The sequence below is a fragment of the Bradyrhizobium amphicarpaeae genome, from assembly GCF_002266435.3.
In the GTDB taxonomy this organism is placed as follows: Bacteria; Pseudomonadota; Alphaproteobacteria; order Rhizobiales; family Xanthobacteraceae; genus Bradyrhizobium; species Bradyrhizobium amphicarpaeae.
In genome coordinates this window covers 3,176,423-3,197,320 of record NZ_CP029426.2, presented here as the reverse complement: position 1 = coordinate 3,197,320, position 20,898 = coordinate 3,176,423, and the positions used below count along the sequence as shown (strand labels likewise).

27 protein-coding genes are annotated in these 20,898 nt (G+C 63.6%); 5 read left to right on the top strand and 22 right to left on the bottom strand.

Annotated elements, in window-relative coordinates; genetic code table 11:
• Positions 1 to 16: 16 nt before the first annotated feature.
• The 4 genes from CIT40_RS14665 to CIT40_RS14650 form a co-directional block, all read right to left on the bottom strand.
• Positions 17 to 1,597 carry a class I adenylate-forming enzyme family protein gene (locus CIT40_RS14665; RefSeq protein ID WP_094896639.1) on the bottom strand — a complete coding sequence of 527 codons (1,581 nt, stop codon included), beginning with the start codon at positions 1,595 to 1,597 and terminating at the stop codon, positions 17 to 19.
• A 72-nt stretch (positions 1,598 to 1,669) separates the two neighbouring features.
• Complete coding sequence (locus CIT40_RS14660; RefSeq protein ID WP_094896638.1) at positions 1,670 to 2,254, bottom strand: NnrU family protein; 585 nt, start codon at positions 2,252 to 2,254, stop codon at positions 1,670 to 1,672.
• A gap of 69 nt (positions 2,255 to 2,323) precedes the next feature.
• Complete coding sequence (locus tag CIT40_RS14655) at positions 2,324 to 2,899, bottom strand: hypothetical protein (protein ID WP_094896637.1); 576 nt, start codon at positions 2,897 to 2,899, stop codon at positions 2,324 to 2,326.
• A 214-nt stretch (positions 2,900 to 3,113) separates the two neighbouring features.
• On the bottom strand, positions 3,114 to 4,736 hold the full coding sequence (locus CIT40_RS14650; protein WP_094896636.1) for a peptide chain release factor 3: 1,623 nt from the start codon (positions 4,734 to 4,736) through the stop codon (positions 3,114 to 3,116).
• A 174-nt stretch (positions 4,737 to 4,910) separates the two neighbouring features.
• On the opposite strand from CIT40_RS14650, the gene sugE reads away from it, so the two are divergent.
• Positions 4,911 to 5,225, top strand: coding sequence for a quaternary ammonium compound efflux SMR transporter SugE (gene sugE, locus CIT40_RS14645; protein WP_094896635.1), 315 nt, complete (start codon positions 4,911 to 4,913; stop codon positions 5,223 to 5,225).
• On the opposite strand, the gene CIT40_RS14640 is transcribed toward sugE, so the two are convergent.
• The 7 genes from CIT40_RS14640 to CIT40_RS14610 form a co-directional block, all read right to left on the bottom strand.
• Entirely contained in the window at positions 5,218 to 6,225 is a 1,008-nt protein-coding gene (locus CIT40_RS14640) for an inorganic phosphate transporter (protein ID WP_094896634.1), read from the bottom strand. The two genes, sugE and CIT40_RS14640, sit on opposite strands and share 8 nt — an antisense overlap.
• Positions 6,226 to 6,236: 11 nt before the next feature.
• Positions 6,237 to 6,881: a DUF47 domain-containing protein gene (locus CIT40_RS14635; RefSeq protein WP_018317614.1), complete on the bottom strand. Its 645-nt coding sequence runs from the start codon at positions 6,879 to 6,881 to the stop codon at positions 6,237 to 6,239.
• Between the two features lie 156 nt (positions 6,882 to 7,037).
• A complete protein-coding gene (locus CIT40_RS14630) occupies positions 7,038 to 8,006 on the bottom strand; it encodes a branched-chain amino acid ABC transporter permease (protein WP_094896633.1) in 969 nt (322 codons plus the stop codon).
• Between the two features lies 1 nt (position 8,007).
• Positions 8,008 to 8,871: a branched-chain amino acid ABC transporter permease gene (locus tag CIT40_RS14625; RefSeq protein WP_094896632.1), complete on the bottom strand. Its 864-nt coding sequence runs from the start codon at positions 8,869 to 8,871 to the stop codon at positions 8,008 to 8,010.
• A 72-nt stretch (positions 8,872 to 8,943) separates the two neighbouring features.
• Positions 8,944 to 10,167 carry an ABC transporter substrate-binding protein gene (locus CIT40_RS14620; protein WP_094896631.1) on the bottom strand — a complete coding sequence of 408 codons (1,224 nt, stop codon included), beginning with the start codon at positions 10,165 to 10,167 and terminating at the stop codon, positions 8,944 to 8,946.
• 36 nt (positions 10,168 to 10,203) lie between these two features.
• Complete coding sequence (locus tag CIT40_RS14615) at positions 10,204 to 10,962, bottom strand: ABC transporter ATP-binding protein (protein ID WP_094896630.1); 759 nt, start codon at positions 10,960 to 10,962, stop codon at positions 10,204 to 10,206.
• Positions 10,955 to 11,710 carry an ABC transporter ATP-binding protein gene (locus CIT40_RS14610; RefSeq protein WP_094896629.1) on the bottom strand — a complete coding sequence of 252 codons (756 nt, stop codon included), beginning with the start codon at positions 11,708 to 11,710 and terminating at the stop codon, positions 10,955 to 10,957. Before CIT40_RS14610 ends, CIT40_RS14615 begins: the two co-directional genes overlap by 8 nt.
• A 322-nt stretch (positions 11,711 to 12,032) precedes the next feature.
• Here CIT40_RS14610 and CIT40_RS14605 point away from each other — a divergent pair, with 322 nt between their 5' ends.
• Positions 12,033 to 12,713 (top strand): PAS domain-containing protein, encoded by a 681-nt coding sequence (locus tag CIT40_RS14605; protein ID WP_094896628.1) that lies wholly within the window; start codon positions 12,033 to 12,035, stop codon positions 12,711 to 12,713.
• On the opposite strand, the gene CIT40_RS14600 is transcribed toward CIT40_RS14605, so the two are convergent.
• Positions 12,710 to 13,075 carry an ArsC family reductase gene (locus CIT40_RS14600; RefSeq protein WP_094896627.1) on the bottom strand — a complete coding sequence of 122 codons (366 nt, stop codon included), beginning with the start codon at positions 13,073 to 13,075 and terminating at the stop codon, positions 12,710 to 12,712. The genes CIT40_RS14605 and CIT40_RS14600 overlap by 4 nt on opposite strands.
• A 104-nt stretch (positions 13,076 to 13,179) precedes the next feature.
• Between CIT40_RS14600 and CIT40_RS14595 the strand changes: the two genes are divergently transcribed.
• From CIT40_RS14595 to CIT40_RS14585, 3 genes are all read left to right on the top strand, one after another.
• Positions 13,180 to 13,551, top strand: coding sequence for a tRNA-binding protein (locus CIT40_RS14595; RefSeq protein WP_094896775.1), 372 nt, complete (start codon positions 13,180 to 13,182; stop codon positions 13,549 to 13,551).
• Positions 13,552 to 13,730: 179 nt separating this feature from the next.
• Positions 13,731 to 14,363: a TetR/AcrR family transcriptional regulator gene (locus tag CIT40_RS14590; protein ID WP_094896626.1), complete on the top strand. Its 633-nt coding sequence runs from the start codon at positions 13,731 to 13,733 to the stop codon at positions 14,361 to 14,363.
• Between the two features lie 3 nt (positions 14,364 to 14,366).
• Positions 14,367 to 15,149 (top strand): sulfite exporter TauE/SafE family protein, encoded by a 783-nt coding sequence (locus CIT40_RS14585; protein WP_094896625.1) that lies wholly within the window; start codon positions 14,367 to 14,369, stop codon positions 15,147 to 15,149.
• 2 nt (positions 15,150 to 15,151) lie between these two features.
• On the opposite strand, the gene CIT40_RS14580 is transcribed toward CIT40_RS14585, so the two are convergent.
• The 10 genes from CIT40_RS14580 to CIT40_RS14535 form a co-directional block, all read right to left on the bottom strand.
• Positions 15,152 to 15,856: a glutathione S-transferase family protein gene (locus CIT40_RS14580; protein ID WP_094896624.1), complete on the bottom strand. Its 705-nt coding sequence runs from the start codon at positions 15,854 to 15,856 to the stop codon at positions 15,152 to 15,154.
• 99 nt (positions 15,857 to 15,955) lie between these two features.
• Entirely contained in the window at positions 15,956 to 16,099 is a 144-nt protein-coding gene (locus CIT40_RS14575; RefSeq protein ID WP_167443345.1) for a hypothetical protein, read from the bottom strand.
• Positions 16,100 to 16,212: 113 nt separating this feature from the next.
• Positions 16,213 to 16,878: a DUF429 domain-containing protein gene (locus CIT40_RS14570; protein ID WP_094896623.1), complete on the bottom strand. Its 666-nt coding sequence runs from the start codon at positions 16,876 to 16,878 to the stop codon at positions 16,213 to 16,215.
• A gap of 40 nt (positions 16,879 to 16,918) precedes the next feature.
• Positions 16,919 to 17,263 carry a carboxymuconolactone decarboxylase family protein gene (locus CIT40_RS14565; RefSeq protein ID WP_094896622.1) on the bottom strand — a complete coding sequence of 115 codons (345 nt, stop codon included), beginning with the start codon at positions 17,261 to 17,263 and terminating at the stop codon, positions 16,919 to 16,921.
• A gap of 3 nt (positions 17,264 to 17,266) precedes the next feature.
• A complete protein-coding gene (locus CIT40_RS14560) occupies positions 17,267 to 17,788 on the bottom strand; it encodes an RNA polymerase sigma factor (protein ID WP_094896621.1) in 522 nt (173 codons plus the stop codon).
• Complete coding sequence (locus CIT40_RS14555; RefSeq protein WP_162307493.1) at positions 17,785 to 17,994, bottom strand: YgaP family membrane protein; 210 nt, start codon at positions 17,992 to 17,994, stop codon at positions 17,785 to 17,787. The genes CIT40_RS14560 and CIT40_RS14555 overlap by 4 nt, the downstream gene beginning before the upstream one ends.
• 94 nt (positions 17,995 to 18,088) lie before the next feature.
• On the bottom strand, positions 18,089 to 19,273 hold the full coding sequence (locus tag CIT40_RS14550; protein WP_094896620.1) for a serine hydrolase domain-containing protein: 1,185 nt from the start codon (positions 19,271 to 19,273) through the stop codon (positions 18,089 to 18,091).
• A gap of 62 nt (positions 19,274 to 19,335) precedes the next feature.
• Positions 19,336 to 20,028 carry a GNAT family N-acetyltransferase gene (locus tag CIT40_RS14545; protein ID WP_094896619.1) on the bottom strand — a complete coding sequence of 231 codons (693 nt, stop codon included), beginning with the start codon at positions 20,026 to 20,028 and terminating at the stop codon, positions 19,336 to 19,338.
• Between the two features lie 4 nt (positions 20,029 to 20,032).
• Complete coding sequence (locus tag CIT40_RS14540) at positions 20,033 to 20,380, bottom strand: Lin0512 family protein (RefSeq protein WP_018646107.1); 348 nt, start codon at positions 20,378 to 20,380, stop codon at positions 20,033 to 20,035.
• Between the two features lie 117 nt (positions 20,381 to 20,497).
• Positions 20,498 to 20,866 carry a VOC family protein gene (locus CIT40_RS14535; protein ID WP_094896618.1) on the bottom strand — a complete coding sequence of 123 codons (369 nt, stop codon included), beginning with the start codon at positions 20,864 to 20,866 and terminating at the stop codon, positions 20,498 to 20,500.
• Positions 20,867 to 20,898: the final 32 nt, after the last annotated feature.

Genomic DNA, 20,898 nt, shown 5'->3' with positions numbered 1-20,898 from the left:
CAGGCGCCTGCCGGGCTCAAGCGCCCAAGAGCTCCCGGAGCTGCCGCTTCAGCACCTTGCCGTTGGCGTTGCGCGGCAGCGGCTCGGGTGTGATCGCCATGGTCTCGGGAACCTTGTAGTCGGACAGGCGCTCGGCGCACCAGGCGCGCAAGATCTCGCCGGCGACCGGCGCACGCGTCACCACCACGGCGTGGACGCGCTCGCCGAGGACTGGGCAGGCCTTGGCGATGATCGCGGCGGGATGCCCGGCCAGCACGGATTCCACCTCGGCCGAATAGATCTTCAGACCGCCGCGATTGATCATGTCCTTCTGCCGGTCGAACACGCGCACGAAGCCGTCCGCATCGACCGAGCCGAGATCGCCCGAGTGCCAGAAACCGCTGGTGAAGCTCTCGGCGGTGGCCTTCGGATTATTCCAATAGCCCTTGATGACGGAAGCGCTCTGGATCCAGAGCTCGCCGATCCCGCCAGGAGGCAGCTCGCGGCCATCAGGGTCCATCGCCACGATGCGCGCGCCTGGGCACGGGAGGCCGACGCTGTCGATATGGCTCTCGGTCAGCTCGCCCGGCATGATCGTCGAGGGCGACGTCGTCTCGGTCGCGCCGTAGCAGTTCATCAGCTTCAGGCCGGGAATGGTCGCCTTGAGCTTCTCGATGGTCGCGACCGGCATCGGCGCGCCGCCGAAGCCGCCGATGCGCCAGCTCGACAGGTCGTAGCTGTCGAAATCGGGCTGCAGCAGGCAGAGATTGTACATCGCCGGCACCATCACCGTGTAGGTGACGCGCTCGCGCGCGGCGAGCTTGAGGTACTCGGCCGCCTTGAACTCGGGCATGATGATCAGCGCGCCGGCGCAGCGGATCATCGTCGTGATGTTGGCGACCACACCGGTGACATGGCCAAGCGGCACCGCCGCGATCGATCGATCCGCCTCCGTCAATTGCAGGCAGGACACGAACACCATCGATGAATGGACGATGTTGCAATGGGCGAGCATCGCGCCCTTCGGCTTGCCAGTGGTGCCCGAAGTATAGAGGATCATCGCGATGTCCTCTTCATCCACGTCGCATGCCTCTTCCAGCGGCGGCAAATCCGCAAGAATGGCAAGGTCCGAAAGCGCAATATCGTCGTCCACGGCGATCCGATGTTTCAGATCTGGCACCTCGCCGGCATCGGGCAGCCGATCGGCAAGTGCCGCTTCGAAAAGCAAGAGCTTCGCGCCACAATCGGCCAGTACATAGGCGATTTCCGGCTTCTGTTGTCTCGTCGATAGCAGCACAGTCACGAGCCCAAGCTGAGCCGCAGCGAGCATTGACAACACGAACTCAATGCGATTGCCGAGCAAGAGCGCGATACGGTCGCCACGCCGCAGGCCCTTCTCGCGGAAACCCGCAGACATTTGCGCCGCCTGGGGCACAACATCACGCCAGCGAAGACGCCGCTCACCGCAGATGAGTGCATCACCGTCAGGATTTCGCGCCGCAGCGCTCGTGACCATCTCCCATATGTTTTTAGGGCGCTCCGCGAACGCCGGCACCACCCGATCGCCAAAACGCGCCACGAACCGCATCGGCGGGATCTGAGATTGCGACCAGTCCATCGGAATGCCCTCGGCTTGTTGTTTTGTCACCTTCCGCCCATGGATAGCCGGATCACGTCTTATGCCGACCGGTTAAGCCCCAATCACGGGAACGCCGATGACGACCGGATGAAACGCGAAGGCCAGCGCGAGATAGGCGACGACACCGACCGCCACTGCGATCAGATCGTTGCTGACGCCGCCGACCGGGATCGGCGGACCTCCGGCGTCGGTGCGATGCTTCAGCGAGATGCGGTCGAACACCGCCCAGCCCAGGAACGAGCCGAACAGGATGATGGAGCCGAGATCGCCGTTGGCCAGAAGATGCGCCGCAGCCCACAGCTTGATACCGGCCAGCATCGGATGCTTCAGCGTCGCGTAGATCCGGCCGCGCAGATAAGAGGCGACCACCAAAATGACCGCAGGCAGCATCAGCGCGACCGTGATGTGCTTCATCGCCTTCGGCGGATACCAGACGTCGATCCATCCCGTCGCACGATAATGCGCGAAGCCCCAGATGATCAGCGCGAGACCCGCGAGCGAGACCAATGCATAGAGGATCTTGTAGGTCCCCTCACCCAGCCTTGCGATCGCCTGCGCGCGCGCCTCTCGTTTCGTGGTGAACACATGGGCGGCGAAGAACAGCACCAGCCCCAGGATCATGACCAGCAGACCCACGACATCCTCCCCTCAAGCAGCCCCCGCCAATGGCGTATCATCGATTGGGCGCAGGTCGCAACTGATGCGCTACCGGCCCAACTCGCGATTATCGACATAGCGGATCGCGATCGGCCGCCCGGCCAGGGCGCCGGCGAGTCCGCCGGTGAATTTCAGCGGCAGGCAGGCGTTCAGCGATGAATTGATCGCCTTCAGATAGGTCGTGCGGGTGTCGGCCGGAACGCCTGGGGTCGCGAAGGTGAAGCGCGGCGGGCCGATCAGGCCACCGGCCCTGTTGAAGCTGAAACGCACCGACATCTGCATGCCCGCGCGCGCATTGTCCGATGGCGGCGACCAGCAGCTGCGCAGCTCGGCGAAAAGGTCGCCGATCGTGTCGAGATCGTGATCAGGCTTTTGATATCTGGCGCGGTCGGCTTCCGCCGGCACGCTCTCGATGGTGAGCTGGAGGTTCTGGCCGGTGGGATAGTCGATCTCGGGAATGCAGGGACCGGGTTCGAGCGGGCTGCAATAGGAGGGCGTGCAGGGACGGCCGTCGAGCACGCTGCAGGGCTCGTGCGCGAACGGGATCGGATTGATCTGGCGCGGGCGCGCGTGGGCGGTCGCCGGGACTGCCAGCAGAAGAAATACAAGAATGCCGCGCCACATGTTTTGCGCTCACCAAATAACGTGGGTGAAACGTGGCATCGTCCATGAACGCGTCAAGCCAGCGGCCGTTCACTGCTTGCGTTCAAGCACGGTGTCATCGCCCGGCTCGACCGGGCGATCCAGTACGCCGCGGCCGTTGAGATGAGTCTCGGCATCTCTGGAATACTGGATTCCCCGCCTTCGCGGGGAATGACAGCGGAGGATACAGCGCGCCCTACCCCTTCTTCTTGACGTCCTTGACGTTGGTGAACTCGATGCCCTCGGCGCGCTCCTTGGTGTAGCCGAGATAGAATTCGTTCCGCGCCAGATAGACGGGATCGCCGTCGACGTCGTCGGCGATGCTGGAGGTGTTGGCGGCGATGAAGGTGTCGAGCTTCTTGCGGTCCTCCGAGGAGACCCAGCGCGCGAGCTGGAATTCGCTGACCTCGAACTCGACCGGCAGAGAATACTCCGCCTCCAGCCGCGCCTTCAGCACGTCGAGCTGCAGCGCACCGACCACGCCGACCAGCGCAGGCGCACCGTCGCGCGGGCGAAACACCTGCACCACGCCCTCTTCCGACATCTGCTGCAGCGCTTCCTTCAGCTTCTTGGCCTTCATCGCGTCGGTGAGGCGAACGCGGCGGACGATTTCCGGCGCAAAGCTCGGCACGCCGACGAAGTTGAAATCCTCGCCCTCGGTCAGCGTATCCCCGATCCGCAACGTGCCGTGATTGGGGATGCCGACGACGTCGCCGGCGAAGGCTTCGTCGGCGACCGAACGGTCCTGCGCGAAGAAGAATTGCGGGCTCGACAGCGGCATGCTCTTGCCGGTGCGCACCAGCTTGGCCTTCATGCCGCGGCTGAGCTTGCCGGAGCACAGGCGCGCGAACGCGATGCGGTCGCGGTGGTTCGGATCCATGTTGGCCTGGATCTTGAAAACGAAGGCGCTCATGCGCGGATCGGTGGCCTCGACCCTGCGCTGGTCGCTGTCCTGCGCGCGCGGCTCCGGCGCGAACTTGCCGAGGCCTTCCAGCAGGTCGCCGACGCCGAAATTGCGCAGCGCGCTGCCGAAATAGACCGGCGTCAGATGGCCCTCGCGGAACGCATCGAGCTCGAACGGCTTGGAGGCTTCCGTGACGAGTTCGAGCTCTTCCTTCACGGCGGAGACGTCGAGATTGGCGTTGAGCTTGGCCAGCTCCTCAATCTTGATCTGCTGGGCCGCGCCGGTCTTGGCGCCGCCGCCTTCGAGCAGGCGCACGCCGCCATTGACGACGTCATAGGTGCCGAGGAAGTCGCGGCCACGGCCGACCGGCCATGTCATCGGCGTGGTATCGAGCGCCAGCGTCTTCTCGATCTCGTCGAGCAGCTCGAACACGTCGCGGCTCTCGCGGTCCATCTTGTTGATGAAGGTGATGATCGGGATGTCGCGCAGGCGGCACACCTCGAACAGCTTGCGTGTGCGCGCCTCGATGCCCTTGGCGGCGTCGATGACCATCACGGCGGAATCGACTGCCGTGAGCGTGCGATAAGTATCTTCCGAAAAGTCCTCGTGGCCCGGCGTGTCCAGCAGGTTGAAGACGAGGCCCTCGAACTCGAAGGTCATCACCGAGGTCACGACCGAGATGCCGCGCTCGCGCTCGATCTTCATCCAGTCCGACCGCGTGTTGCGCCGCTCACCCTTGGCCTTGACCTGGCCGGCCAGATTGATGGCGCCGCCGAACAGCAGCAGCTTTTCGGTCAGCGTGGTCTTGCCGGCGTCGGGATGGGAGATGATCGCAAAGGTGCGCCGCCGCGCCACTTCGGCGGCAAGCGGCGAACGGGCCGGCGATTCGGCTGTGGTGGTGGCGATGTCGGACATGGCGGCAGCGTGTGGCAGGGAAAACGGGCCTGATCAAGCCTCATTTGGTGATTGCGGAGCCTTCCGGCCAGCCCCATATCGGCCTTGGCCATACTGGCCTTGGGGGAGGACGACCTCCCCGCCCATCAGCATGTCAGCCGCGGGGACGACCCTGCCTTGAATGGAGGGTCACCCATGGCCTGGAGCATCCTGTTCGTCGCGGGCCTTCTCGAGATCACCTGGGCGATCGGCCTGAAATACACCGAGGGCTTTACCAGGCTCGTTCCGTCCGTCGTCACGCTCGCGGCCATGGCCGGCAGCGTCATTCTGCTCGGCTTCGCCCTCAAATCGCTGCCCGTTGGAACCGCCTATGCGGCGTGGACCGGCATCGGCGCGGTCGGCACCGCAACGCTGGGCATCATCCTGTTCGGCGAGCCGGCCACCGCCCTCCGTCTCGCCAGCATCGGGCTGATCGTCGCCGGGATTGTCGGGCTGAAGCTGGTTACTTGACGAAGAGCTTGACCGCCCACCAGGTCAGCGCCGCCACGATGGCCGAGGCCGGCATCGTGATCACCCAGGCGTAGACGATCGAGCTGGCGACGTTCCAACGGACCGCCGAGAGACGACGAGCGGCGCCGACGCCGACGATGGCGCCGGTGATGGTGTGCGTGGTGGAGACGGGAACCCCGAGATAGGTCGCCATGAACAAGGTCGCGGCCCCGCCGGTCTCGGCGCAAAAGCCCTGCATCGGGGTCAGTTTGGTGATGCGCAGGCCCATGGTGCGGACGATGCGCCAGCCCCCCATCAGCGTGCCCATCGCCATCGCCGCCTGGCAGGACAGCACCACCCAGAATGGTACGAAGAATTCGCCGCCGAGATGGCCCTGCGAATAGAGCAGCACCGCGATGATGCCCATGGTCTTCTGCGCATCATTGCCGCCATGACCGAGCGAATAGAGCGAGGCGGAGGCGAATTGCAGGATGCGGAAGGCGCGATCGACCGCAAAGGGTGTGGAGCGCACCGAGGCCCAGGACACGATCGCAACCAACACCATCGCGAGCAGGAAGCCGACGAGCGGCGACAGCACGATTGCGATCACGGTCTTGGACAATCCGCTCCAGACCGCCGCGGAGAGCCCGGCTTTCGCCACACCCGCACCGAACAGCCCGCCGATCAACGCGTGGGACGAGGAAGACGGGATGCCAAGCGCCCAGGTGACGAGGTTCCAGACGATGGCACCAACCAGGGCGGCGAAGATCACCTGGGCATCGACGATCGCGGGATCGATGATGCCGGTGCCAATGGTCTGGGCGACGTGGAGGCCGAACACCATGAAGGCGACGAAATTGAAGAACGCGGCCCAGAACACGGCGTATTGCGGCCGCAGCACGCGGGTCGAGACGATGGTCGCGATCGAATTGGCGGCGTCGTGCAGGCCGTTCAGGAAGTCGAACAACAGCGCGACGGCGATCAAGCCGACCAGGACGGGAAGACCCAACGCGGCATCCACAGCGGCCTGTCCTAAACTTGCTCGATGACGATGCTGTTGATCTCGTTCGCGACGTCGTCGAAGCGATCCGCCACCTTTTCGAGGTGGTCGTAAATCTCGACGCCGACGATGAAGTCCATCGCATTGCCGTCGCGGTGCTTGAGAAACAGCTCCTTCAGGCCGATGTCGTGGAGATCGTCGACGCGGCCCTCGAGCTTGCCCAGTTCCTCCGTGATCGCGGTCAGCATGGCGACGTTCGGGCCGATCGACTGCATCAGCGGCAGCGCGCGGCCGACCAGATTGGCGCATTCGATCAGAAGCCCGCCGATCTCGCGCATCGGCGGCTCGAAGGTGCGAACCTCGAACAGCATCACCGCCTTGGCCGTCTGCTGCATCTGGTCGATGGCGTCGTCCATCGACGTGATCAGGTTCTTGATGTCGCCACGGTCGAACGGGGTGATGAAGGTGCGGCGCACCGCCGTCAGCACCTCTCGGGTGATGTTGTCGGCATCATTCTCGAACTGGTTGACGCGCTGGCAATAGACCGGCGTCTCCTCGCCTCCGTTCAGCATGCCCTGGAGCGCGATGGAGCCCTGGATCACCGTCTGGGCATGCCGGTCGAACAGGTCGAAGAACCGCTCTTCCTTGGGCAGGAAAGCACGAAACCATCGCATCATGGGGGTAGGCTACCGGTTGGAAATGGCCCGGCCCTGTGGGACCGTCATGAAACTGTCATAGACCATTTTCGATCCGCGCGCGTGTCATCTCACGCCCGCGGAGCCGGATCATCCACCGCTTTCAGATGGCCGGGAAACCGTTCTTGAATCAACCAGTTAGAGCGATCGCCGGAAGTAATGCGCGATTTCGCCGATGACGCCGCGGCGGAACGTGAGCACGCAGATCACGAAGATCGAGCCCTGGATCACCGTCACCCACTGGCCGAAGCCCGCGAGATATTGCTGCATGGCGATGATCGCGAAGGCACCGACCACGGGGCCGAAGATGGTTCCGAGGCCGCCGACCAGCGTCATCAGCACGACCTCGCCCGACATCGACCAATGCACGTCGGTGAGCGAGGCGTTCTGCGCCACGAACACCTTCAGCGCACCGGCAAAACCGGCCAGCGTCCCTGACAGCACGAAGGCCAGGAACTTGTACTGGTCGGTCCGGTAGCCGAGCGAAATCGCGCGCGGCTCGTTCTCGCGGATCGCCTTCAGCACCTCGCCGAACGGCGAATTGATGATGCGGAAGATCAGCAGGAAGCCGGCGAGGAACCCGACCAGCACGACGTAATAGAGCACCGTGGGCTTGGACAGATCGAAGACGCCGAACATGTGTCCCTGCGGGATGCCCTGGATGCCGTCCTCACCGTGAGTGAATGGAGCCTGGAGGTAGATGAAGTACAGCAGCTGCGACAGCGCCAGCGTGATCATCGAGAAATAGATGCCCTGACGGCGGATCGAGATGTAGCCGGTGATCAGCGAGAGCACGAAAGCCGCGGCGATGCCGACGAGGATGCCGAGCTCGGGCGGCAACGCCCACACTTTCAGCGCATGCGCGCAGCAATAGCCCGCGGTTCCCAGGAACATCGCGTGCCCGAACGACAACAGGCCGCCATAGCCGATCAGCAGATTGAAGGCGCAGGCGAGCAGCGCAAAGCACAGCGCCTGCATCACGAAGAACGGGTAGACGCCCGTGAATGGCACCGACGCCAGCAGCAGCGCCATCAGTACGAAAGCGATCATCTCGTCGCGCATCGCGCGAGGGGTCACCGGCAGCGTGTCGTCCGTCAGGGTTGTCATATCAGGCTGCCCTTCCCGTCAATCCCGTTGGCTTCACCAAGAGCACCAGCACCATCAGCACGAACACGACGGTGTTGGAGGCCTCGGGGTAGAAGTACTTGGTCAGTCCCTCGATCACCCCCAGCGCGAAGCCGGTGATGATGGAGCCCATGATCGATCCCATGCCGCCGATCACGACCACCGCGAACACCACGATGATGAGGTCGGCGCCCATCAGCGGCCGCACCTGGTTGATCGGCGCCGAGAGCACGCCCGCGAGCGCGGCAAGGCCGACGCCAAGGCCGTAAGTGAGCGTGATCATGCGCGGCACGTTGACGCCGAAAGCGCGGACCAGCGTCGGATTTTCAGTGGCGGCGCGCAGGTAAGCACCGAGCCGCGTCTTCTCGATCAGGAACCAGGTCGCGATGCACACCACCAGCGAGAAGATGACGACCCAGCCGCGGTAGACGGGCAGGAACATGAAGCCGAGATTCATGCCGCCCTTGAGCTGGTCCGGAATGGCGTAAGGCAGGCCGGAGGAGCCGAAATAGTTCTGGAACACGCCCTGCACGATCAGTGCGATGCCGAAGGTCAGGAGCAGGCCGTAGAGATGGTCGAGCCCGGTCAGCCATTGCAGCATGGTCCGCTCCAGGATCATGCCGAAGATGCCGACGATCACGGGGGCGATCAGCAGCGCCCACCAGTAGTTGATGCCGCCGAGGCTCAACAGGAAATAGGCAACGAAGGCGCCCATCATGTAGAGCGCGCCATGGGCGAAATTGATGATGTTGAGCATGCCGAAGATCACGGCGAGCCCGAGACTGAGCAGCGCGTAGAACGAGCCGTTGATCAGTCCCACCAGTAGCTGAGCGTATAGAGCCTGCATCGATCCCGCACCCGGTCCTTCGGCGTTCCCTGAAAGTCGCCCGCGGGCCCGACGGCGCCGCGGGCTGTTACCTTACTTCTTCAAGAGCGCGCACTTGCTCTCGGACAGCGGCGTGAAAGCCTGGTCGCCCGGCACCGTGCCGACCAGCTTATAGAAGTCCCACGGCCCCTTGGATTCGGAGGGCTTCTTCACCTCGAACAGGTAGGCGTTGTGGATGGTGCGGCCGTTGGGCTGGATCTCGCCCTTGCCGAACAGCTCGTCCTCCGTCGGCATCGACTTCATCTTCTCGACGATCTTGACGCCGTCATGGGGATTGCCGCCGAGCGCTTCGAGCGCCTTGAGATAGTGACGCACGCCTGCATAGACGCCGGCCTGCACCATGGTCGGCATCGCACCGTTCTTCATCTTTTCGCCGAAGCGCTTCGAGAACGCCCGGGTTTGGTCGTTCATGTCCCAGTAGAACGTCTCGGTGAAGTTGAGGCCCTGCGCCGTCTCGAGGCCGATCGCCTTGACGTCGGTGAGGAAGAGCAAGAGCGCCGCCAGCTTCTGGCCGCCCTTGCCGATGCCGAATTCGGCTGCCTGCTTGATCGTGTTGGTGGTGTCGCCGCCGGCATTGGCAAGACCGATGATCTTTGCCTTGGATGACTGCGCCTGGAGCAGGAAGGACGAGAAGTCCGGCGTGTTCAGCGGATGCTTGACGCCGCCGATCACCTTGCCGCCATTGGCGGTCACGACCGCACTGGTATCGCGCTCCAGCGCAGCACCGAAGGCGTAGTCCGCGGTCAGGAAGAACCAGCTGTCGCCGCCGGCCTTCACCAGTGCCTGGCCGGTGGTGTGGGCCAGCATGTAGGTGTCGTAGGTCCAGTGCACGGTGTTGGGCGAGCACTGCGCATTGGTGAGGTCGGAGGTCGCCGCGCCCGAATTGATGTAGACGCCGTTCTTTTCCTTGACGACGTTGTTGACGGCAAGTGCCACGCCGGAATTCGGCACGTCGACGATGATGTCGACCTTGTCGACGTCGAACCACTGCCGCGCGATCGCGGTGCCGATGTCGGGCTTGTTCTGGTGATCGCCTGAGATGATGTCGATCTTCCAGCCCTTCGCCGCCAGGCCGGAATCCTCAACCGCCATCTGTGCGGCCAGCGTCGAGCCGGGGCCGCCGAGGTCGGCGTAGAGGCCGGACTGATCGGACAGCGCGCCGATCTTGACGGTCTTGTCCTGCGCGGATGCGACGGCTGTCGCAGCGAAGGTGAGCGCGGTGGTCAGCAGCAACGATGCAATCGACGTCGTCTTCATGCAACTTTCCTTTTTGAATTTTTCTAGTTGGCGGTATCAGACACCAAGATAGGTGTGGAGCTTGTCCATGTTGGCGGCAAGCTCCGCATTGGAAAATCCGTCAATGATCTTGCCGTGCTCGACGACGTAATAGCGGTCGGCGACGGTGGATGCGAAGCGGAAATTCTGCTCGACCAGGAGGATCGTGAAACCCTCCTTCTTGAGCCGCGCGATGGTGTGGCCGATCTGCTGGATGATGACGGGCGCCAGGCCCTCGGTCGGCTCGTCCAGCATCAGGAAGCTCGCGCCGGTACGCAGGATGCGCGCGATCGCCAACATCTGCTGCTCGCCGCCGGACAGCTTGGTGCCCTGGCTGTTGAGCCGCTCCTTCAGGTTCGGGAACAACTCGAAGATCTGCTCCAAGGACAATCCGCCTGCACGGATCACCGGCGGCAGCGTCAAATTCTCCCGCACGTCGAGACTGGAGAATATGCCCCGCTCTTCCGGGCAGAATGCGATGCCCATGCGCGCGATCTTGTCGGAGGTCGCGCGGATGATTTCCTGGTTGTTGAACTTCACCGAGCCGGTGCGCTTGCCGATGATGCCCATGATCGACTTCAGCGTGGTCGTCTTGCCGGCGCCGTTGCGCCCGAGCAGGGTGACGACCTCGCCCGCGTTCACGTCGAAATTGATCCCGTGCAGGATGTGGGATTCGCCGTACCAGGCTTCCAGGTTGCGGATTTGGAGGAGATTTCCGCCGGTCGCAGCCTTGGCCGGAGAATTGGCTGGGGCCTCGGCGATTGCAGTGTCAGGCATGACCGGCTCCCAGATAAGCTTCCTTGACGCGCTCGTCCTTGGTGAGCTCCGAGTAATGGCCTTGCGCCAGCACCTGCCCGCGCGTCAGCACGGTGATGATGTCGGAGAGGTTGGCCACGACGCTGAGATTATGCTCGACCATCAGGATGGTGTATTTCGCCGAGATCCGCTTGATCAGCGCCGCGATCTTGTCGATGTCCTCGTGGCCCATGCCGGCCATCGGCTCGTCCAGCAGCATCATCTCCGGGTCGAGCGCCAGCGTGGTTGCGATCTCCAGTGCACGCTTGCGGCCATAGGGCATCTCGACCGCGGGCGTGTTGGCGAATTCGCTGAGGCCGACATCGTTCAACAAATCGCGTGCGCGATCGTTGAAGCGGTTGAGCACCGACTTGGAGCGCCAGAAATCGAACGAAGAGCCGTGCTGGCGCTGAAGCGCGACACGGACGTTTTCCAGCGCGGTCAGATGCGGGAACACCGCCGAGATCTGGAAGGAGCGAACAAGCCCCAGCCGCGCCACGTCGGCGGGCGCCATGGCGGTAATGTCCTGCCCCTTGTAGAGGATTTTTCCGGCAGACGGTTTCAGGAACTTGGTTAGAAGATTGAAACAGGTCGTCTTGCCGGCCCCGTTCGGACCGATCAACGCATGAATGCTGCCACGGCGAACCTTGAGCGCAACGTCGCGGACGGCGAAGAAGCCCGCGAACTCCTTGGACAAGCCTTCCGTTTCGAGAATAAACTCATCGGCCAAACAGATTTCCCCCTGCCCGCGCAAGCCGCGTGGCTTCCCTTGGTTGCTTCGGCTTTCCGGGGGCCTTGGAGCTTTTCCTTGGAGCCTGTCCCGAAACGTCGCCTCCGGGCGCGGAATATGCCGGAGGTGACGGGGGTTAGGCAAGGCGGAAAGCTGAGCAGATCAGGTCTCCGGCCGGAAGACTTATGCTCCCTTAGTCGGACCCGTTTTGATGTCGCCTGCCCGGCCTCCCGGTTCGCAAGGCACCGGTCATCAAGTCGTCGTTAACGGTCTTTCGGCCCGCGCGCCAGCCTTCATAGAAAATTTTCCCGCGGGGAGGATCATGCGCGGGTTTCGAATTGCCGGGAATATTGTTTTGAATTTCGCAAGCGCCGCTCCCTCCGTCGTCAAGTCGATCAGGCAGCGTGATCTCCTCAACACGTGGCTGCGACTTTATGCGCGCCAGCAGATCGCGCCGGCCGTCTGGGAATATCAGCCCGCGCGGCTCGAGGAAGAGCTGTCCGATCTCATCTATTACACGGTTGACGCTTCGACGCCGGTGCCGCGCCTGACTATCCAGAGCGAAGGCACGCGCATCTCCAGCGCCTATGGACATACCGGCAAGGGCGTTCTGCTCGACGATTATCTCGGGCCGCGACTCGCTCCCTTCGTGATGCCGGTTTATCAGGAATGCGTGGCCCGCGGACTGCCCGTCTACAGCGTTGCCGACGTCGACGACATCTACGGGCGCATCGTCGCATATGAACGCCTGCTGCTGCCTTTCCAGACCGGCGGCCATGTCTGCCACGTCATCGCATCGGTCAAGACCTTCTGCGAGGACGGCGGCTTCGAGATCAAGAATCTGATGCGCGGAAATGACGCGCTGCCGCGCCCGAAACTGCGTGCCGTGATCGATCGCGATCTCTTCCATCGCACACCTGGCCGCATCGCGACGGCCGAAATCGTCGAGTTCGCGGACCAGCCGGATCCAGGAATCACCACCGAGATCGTCGAGCTGAACTAGTCTTGACGTGTCTTGGCGCAGACTTCCCTGACATAGATGTCCGGCTTGAAGCCGACCAGCAGCTTGCCGCCGATCTCCAGCACCGGCCGCTTGATCATCGATGGTTGCGCTAGCATCAGCGCCAGCGCCTTTTTTTCAGTGACGCCTTCCTTGTCGGAATCGGGCAGCTTCTTGAAGGTCGTGCCGGCGCGGTTGAGCAGCGTCTCCCAGCCGACCTTGTCGCTCCACCGCTTGAGCTTGTCCTTGTCCACGCCTGCCGTCTTGTAGTCGTGGAATTCATACGCGACGCCATGGCTGTCGAGCCAGGCGCGCGCCTTCTTCATGGTGTCGCAGTTCTTGATGCCGTAGATGGTGGTGGACAAGATGTTCCTCGCGCATGGCGTACGTGATGTTCGCAAGCGTTGTACGAAACTCCGCCTCGCGCGACAATATTACGAACGACACCAGCTCGCCGAACGGACATTCCATGCACGTCAAGCACGATCCCGCAGCCGCCGCCACGCCGACCATCGACTTCAACAGCTTCCTCGCGGTCGATATCCGCGTCGGCACCATCGTCGATGCAAAGCCGTTCCCGGAGGCGCGCAAGCCGGCCTTTCGGCTGTGGATCGACTTCGGTCCGGTGATCGGCGTGCGCAAGAGTTCGGCCCAGATCACCGAGAACCATCCGCTCGATACGCTGGTGGGACAACAGGTCGCCGCCGTGGTCAACTTCCCGCCGCGCCAGATCGGACCCGTCATCTCGGAGGTGCTGACGCTCGGCTTCCCTGATGCCGACGGCAAGGTCGTGCTGGTGCAGCCGAGCAGGCCGGTGCCGAACGGCGGGCGGCTGTTCTAAAACACCCTGGTCTTGGGTCCATTCGATCGTCGGCGCGGGCGAACTCGCCGGCTTGACCAAAGTCGTGCCCCGGAATAAAAAGACTGACTGATCGTTTTTTATGTGTCTTGACTAACAATACCGTTTGGATGCTCCAACTCTAAAACGACAGACCAGTCAGTTATTTGGGATGGCCACGGATGCCCAAGATCAGCGACAAGCAGCGCGAAAGCCGGCGCCAGCAGATCCTCGAGGCCGCCCTCGCCTGTTTCGCCGCGGACGGTTTTCACCAGACCGGCATGGCCGACATCGTCAAGCGATCCGGCCTCAGCCACGGCGCGGTCTATCTCTACTTCCAGAGCAAGGACGATCTGATCGCGGCGCTCGCCGACGACCGGCATCGGCGCGAATCCGTGCTCAACTCGGTCGCGCAAGGGTCGGGCGACCCGATCGAAGGACTTCACGCGCTGGTGCGCGTCTACGCCCAATGGCTCACCGACCCCGCCGGCGAAGCGCGGCGCCGTGTCGGCATCCACGGCTGGGCCGAGGCCTTGCGCAACCGCCGCATCCGCAACAGCGTGCTCGAGGGCATCGACATGCCGCGCGCCTTGATCGTGGCGCTGGTCGAGCGCGGCCAGCATGACGGCCTCATCAAGCGCGACCTCGGCGCGGACGCCGTCGCGCGGGTGCTGATCGCGATTTTCCAGGGCTTCGTGCTGCAAAAATGCTGGGGCGAGGACATCGACGTCGGGGCTTGCATGGCGACCGTATCCGTCGTGATCGAGGGCTTTCGCACGCCGAAGTCCGACGTCAGGCGCCGAGCCAGGACGTAGGCGATGTCCGGGATTCACGATCTCCTCGCCGGTGGCGGCGTCGGCCTGGTCGCAGGACTGGCATCGGGCTTCACGGGCACGAGCCCGGGCGGTGGCCTCGTCATCTTCTCGGTGCTGATGCTCGGGGCCGGGCAACACGTTGCTCAAGGCACTTCGCTGATCGCTCAAATTCCGCCGACGGGTCTCGCCGGCATCCGCCGCTATTGGCAAAGCGGCAACCGCAGCCCGCTGCCGTGGATCATCTGGATCGGCCTCGGATTCCTGATCGGCGGCGCCGGCGGCGGTTATGCCGCAACAGCGGTGTCGGACTCCGTTCTGCAATGGACCTATGTCGCCTATCTGGTCGCGCTGATCGCGCTGTTGATCCTGCGCCGCGACCGCAAGGACGGCAGCCACGAAGCCGGCGCCGGTGAAGATCTTCACCGGCTGCCCCTGCTCCTGATCGGCACAATTGCCGGATTTTCCTCCGGCTTCATGGGGATCGGCGGCGGCCTTGCGATCACCGTCGGCCTCGCCGCCGCGCTGCGCGTGCCGCAACATCAGGCGCAGCTCGTCAGCCTCGTCTTCTCGGTGATCCCAACCAATCTTCCGCCGGCCTGGATCTACTGGAGCAAGGGGCTCGTGGTCGGCTGGCCGGCCATCATCGGCATTCTCGCCGGCCTCTGGATTGGCACCGACCTCGGCGCACGCATGGCCAACGGCGTGAGCAGATCGGTGCTCCGCCGGGCGATGATCACCCTCGTCTCGCTGATGGCGGTCTACATGACCTACAAGGCGCTGACCTGATCCTACGGCCGCTGCGGAATGTTCAGCCCCCGCTGCACCGCCGGACGCGCCAGCCCCCGCTCGAGCCAGGCCCCGACCGATTTGAACTGGTTGAACTCGACCAGATCGCCGGCGCCATAGAAGCCGATCAAATTGCGCACCCAGCCAAGCATCGAGACGTCGGCGATGGTGTAGTCGTCATCCATGAACCATTGCCGTCCCGAAAGATGCGCTTCCATTACACCGAGCAGGCGCCTGGCTTCGGCGACGTAGCGGTCGCGCGGACGTTTGTCCTCGAAATCCTTGCCGGCGAACTTGTGGAAGAAGCCGACCTGGCCGAACATCGGCCCGATGCCGCCCATCTGAAAGTGCACCCACTGGATGGTCTGGTAGCGGCGCGCAGCGTCCTCGGGCAGAAGCTTGCCGGTCTTTTCCGCGAGGTATTGCAGGATCGCCCCGGACTCGAACAGCGGCAGCGGCCTGCCGCCGGGACCGTTGGGGTCGAGGATCGCCGGGATCTTGCCGTTCGGATTGAGCGAGAGGAATTCCGCCGTCTTCTGGTCGTCCTTGCCGAAATCGACGAGATGGACTTCGTAGGGCAGCCCGATCTCCTCCAGCATGATCGAGACCTTGACGCCGTTCGGCGTCGGCAGCGAATAGAGCTGGAGCAACTCGGGATGTTTGGCCGGCCAGCGCTTGGTGACGGGAAAGGCGGACAGATCAGACATCGGCACTCCGGCTGCGTTGTGAGACGCCGCCTAATCTAGGCCAGCCGGCCGGAGGCGCAAGGCCGGGGTCGTCAGCTCAACGCCGACGTCGCCAGCCGGTCACAACGGCCGCAACACGTGCCCGCTGACGTAGGCGACGTCGCGCTTTGCGCGCTGCTCGATGAAGAGCTGGCCGGTGACGAGCAGGGCTCCGGTGAAAACGAGGGCGAGCATCGCGGTCGCGAACTGACTGGCATCATTCATCGCAAGAGCTTCTCCGGCATCTGTTCGGACGGGAACGCGGATCGACTGGCGCCAGTTCCTGCATGCTTCAAATAAATTGCCGCTTTTTCCCGAACGAAACCGGCCAGCCGCTCTCAATAATTAATCTCCATCCGCAACCCGCGCGGATCGAGCTCCTCGCCGCCGACACGCTGTATGCTGTCGCGCGCCGCCACCGCGCAGGCACAGGCGTCGATGAGATCGTCGCGACCGATACCGGTGCCGTGGCGAAGCGTCAGCCATCTCTCGACCTCAGTGAAACCCCGAGCCCTCAGCAGCGCGACGCGCTGCTCGCGGCCTTGCATCGATGTCTTTTTCGCGAGCCGTATTCGTCCTGCGAGATTCCAGAAAATCAACTCCGGATGCGCTTCTCCGATCGTCGCCTGCCGCGCCGGTGTCATGACATCGTCGACTTCCCTGATCTTGTCCCTGATATTCCACAGCTGCGCCGACACACCCCTGCCCTTGCCTTCATGCGTCCAGTAGTAACAATTGGCCTCGGCCATGTCGGGGAACGTCCAGAGATCGCGGCGCGCACCGAGAAACACGGCGGGACCAATCAGCTCGCGCGCACGCAGATCGCACAGGCGATAGCCGGCCGGATTCAATCCGATCGGCATGTCGATCATCGCGCGCGCATGCGGCATTGCGAGCAGGCGCGTCAGGCCCGGCGAATAGTCGAAGCCATGATCGCCGCGCTCGTCGATCCAGGCCGCAACCCAGCCAAGGCGAAATCCGTCGAGGCCGAGATAGTTTGGCAAGTTAGGCGTCCGCCATGGTCGATGTCCTCGCGCCCGATACCTATGACGTCTTGTCGCGATGGCGTTCAAACAGGCGCTGCGCCAGCAACGCATGGCCGAGCGTGCCGCCAGCCCGGACGGCCGCCGCGATCATTGCAGCTTCTGCAACTTCTTCCTGCGACACGCCGACGTTGGCGGCCGCCGCCATATGCACGTCCAGGCAATAGGCGCACTGCGTGGTGAGGGCGACCGCGAGCGAGATCAACTCGCGGTATTTCGGCGGAATCAATCCGTCCTTGCGCTCGACCGCATGGTTGAAGGCCAGGAACGCCTTGGCCTCGACCGGCGCAAGGGCTACGAACGCCGGGATCGATTTGAGATCGTCAGGGCTTTGATAATCGGTCATGGCTCACCTCGTCAGATATTCGCGCATCAGGGTGCGGGCGCGATGCAGGCGCGCTTTTACGGTTTGCCGGGTCGCACCGATTGCGTCGGCTATTTCATCGATGGTCATCTCCTTGACGTCGCGCATCAGCGCGACATCGCGATAGTGCGGCGGCAGCGCCTCGAAAGCCGCGGCCAGATCGAGCCGCAGATCGTTTTCAGGACGCGTCAACAGCAGCGCTTCGGCCGCATCGTTATCAATATCAGGCGCGAGGCCTGCCCTGCGCGCCAGCCGCAGGCATTCGCGGCGAACGACGCTGAACAGCCACGCCGAAAACGCCAGCCACGAGCGGATGGTGCCGACGTGACGGAACAGGATCCACAACGCTTCCTGCGCCGCATCCTCGGCATCCGCCGAGCTGCGGCAGGTCGCGCGCGCATAGCGGCGGATGTCGGGCTGCGCGGTTTCGAGCAGCGCCACGATCGCATCGGGATCGCCGAGCCGTGCGGACTCGAACAGCTTTGGTGAGATCGCAGCCGCACTCACGACACGCCCCCTCGCCCGATTCCTGACATCGCGCACATCGGGCAATAACCGACGAGGCCGGTCAGCGCGAAGCCGGCGCCGCCGAGCGCGACCAGCCACGCGGTCGCCCCGGCCAGATAAATGAACGCCGCTGCCACCACCGCTGCGCCCAAGGCGATCCGCACCGCCTGGTGCAGGCCGCCGATGTTCTTCCTGTAAAACGCCATTGTATCCTCCGAGATGAGCCGAGGCCCAATGCCTCGACCATCAAGAGGGCACGCCGGCCGAAAAGGATTCGCGGGCGCGTGCAATTTTTTCGGATCAGCCTCCGACGGCCTGATAGGCCAGGCGCTTGAATTCGAAGAAGAACGGATTCCAGAAGCCCATGTAACGCTGGGTCATCAGGACGCCCGCGGTATTGGCCTGCGGGCAGATCCACCAATGGGTGCCGGCCAGGCCGCCCCACTGGAATTCACCGGTGGAGTTCGGCGGATCAAACGGCGTCGGCGCGAAGGTGACCGCGCCGCCGAGCCCAAAACCCTTGCCGGGGATCGGGCCGAGATTGGCAAAGCGGATGGTCTGCCCTGCCGGGAGCTGGTTTGTCATCATCTGCCGCAGCGTCTCCGGCTTCAGCAGCGCATCCGAACCGGGTTGCAGCGCGCGGGCGAGCGCGAGCATGTCGGGCAAGGTCGAGACCAGACCGCCGCCGCCCGAGAGCCGCGGGAACGGCCGCCGGTAGGCTTGCGGAAACGGCAGATCGTCGGCCCGCGTGAGGCCCGGCTTCATGGGATCGAGCACGTCGGCCCCGGTGTAGAGCGCGACCAGCCTGCCCTGCTGCGCCTCGGGAACGTAGAAGCCGGTGTCGGTCATGCCCAGGACATCGAAGATGCGCGCCTTGAGGAAGGCATCGAGCGACTGACCCGAGACGACCTCCACAATACGGCCAAGCATGTCGGTGGCAACCGAATATTCCCAGGCCGTGCCGGGATGATAGGACAGCGGCAGATCGGCCAGCTTGTCGATCATGTCGGCGAGCGGCGTCAGCGGATTGAGCACGCGCGCTTCATTGTAGCCTTTGAACAGCACCGTGCCGGGATCGAAGATGCCGTAGCTGAGGCCGGAGGTGTGGGTCAGGAGCTGCCGGATCGTGATCGGGCTCTTCGCCGGCTCGACATCTGCGAGGCTAGTCGCACCCTGCTTAAGCACTGTGCGATTGCCGAGTTGCGGCAGAAATGTCTCGATCCGGTCGTCGAGCCCGATGCGGCCTTCCTCGACCAGCAGCATGATGGCGCAGGTGACGAAGATCTTGGTGTTGGAGAAGGCGCGGAAGATATGGTCGGGCCGCAGAGCAGTGTTCGCCTCGCGATCGGCAAAGCCGACGCATTGCTGATCGACCAATTCGCGCCCGCGCAGCACCGCCCAGGATACGCCCGGAATGATCTCCTGATCGACGTAGCGCTGCATTGCTGTCCGCACGGCGGAAAAATCGGTCGTTCTGGCGTCCATGTGTTTCCCCCAAATTCTGGTTGGGACGGATATAGCGAATTTTCGCGGGAAATGAAGGCCGCCTATCCTGCCCTCATGAACGCCGTCACGTACAGCCGACGCCGGATCCGCATGCCCTGCCGCTGGTAGAGCGCAATCGCCGAATTGTTGTTCGAAAACACGTGCAGGAACGGAATTTCGCCGCGCGCCTCGATCCGTCGCGCCACAGCCGCGAGCAGCGCCTGCGCATAGCCGCGCCCGCGATAGTCGGGATGCACGCAAACCGCCGTCATCTCGACGAACTTTCCCGGCTTCATGCGCTCGCCCGTCATCGCGACCAATTCGCCTCCGACGCGGATGCCCAGGAACGTGCCGAGTTCGTGGGTGCGCGGCGCGAACGGCCCGGGCTTGGTCAGCTCCACCAGTGCCGTCATCGCAGGCACGTCGGCCGCTCCCAGCGTGACGATCTCGGCATCGCGCAACGGACTGTCGGCGGGCGAGCCGATCATCTGCTCGCCGGTCTCGGCCAGCACGACCTTGAAGCCGGGGGGAATTTCGACCGGCTCCGGCGTGAACAGAGCAGCGACCTGCGAGCCCGACATGAGATCGCCGAGCGCTGCAAAACTTGCCACGGACATGTCGACCATGTCGGCGAACGGCGTCATGTCGACGGGATAGCGCCGGGCGAGCGGACCACCTTCGGCCAGATGCCTGTGGCTGGTCGTCAGCGCGCTCCAGATCGGACGATCCAGCAGCGTCTCATCGCTGTCGGACACCGGCCTAGTCCTTGTCGAAGCTGACGATGACGGCGGCGTTGGCGATGAGGATGGGGTCGTTGGCCACCTCCGTGGCCGAGGGAATCTCCAGGCCGCCCTTGACCGCGGTGACGGTCACCGTGCCGTAAGGCAGCTCCTTGGCGACCGCCTCCTTGTCGACGGCTTCCGGATTGGGCACGCCGATCGTGACATCGACGAACATGTCGTTCGCCGTCTTGCCGATCATCCGGAAGAATCCGAGGCTCGAATGCCGGATGGCATCTGACACCGCGCGCTTCGCCGCCTTGGTGGCGTCCCTGCCGTGGACGTCGACGCCCATGCCCATCTCGGTGACACAACGAACCCGGGTCATATTTTCATTCCTGTGGTTGGTTAGGTGAGAGAGTGTCGGCGATCGGAGAGCGCGGCACAAGTTGTTGTCGTGATGTGACGAGGACGGAGCACGGGCTACCCATGACCCACATGAAGATCACCCCAACGCGGGTCTGAGCCGCGTCGGCCAACCGATCCTGACAAGTGTCTCGTCCGGCCCGTTGAGCGCGAACTCGTACATGCCCCAAGGTTTATCTGTCGGCCCTTCGGGTTCGATGATCTCCCCCGCAAAGGCCTTCGCAAGCTGATCGACATCTTCGCGGTAGAGGTATAGCCCGAACGGGTTTCGGCCCGGCACCAACCAGCCATCCACTGCCGCTTGGAGATGAATGTCGCCACCGCGACCGTCGCTCATCATGCGGTAGTCATCCGGGCCACCCTCGACCTTAAAGCCGAGTCGCTCAAAGAACCGTTGGGCAGCATCCAGATCGTTACAGGGCAGGATGGCTGTAAGGCGTTGATTCATCCGATCACCAATCCAATTGCCCTCACCTCTCC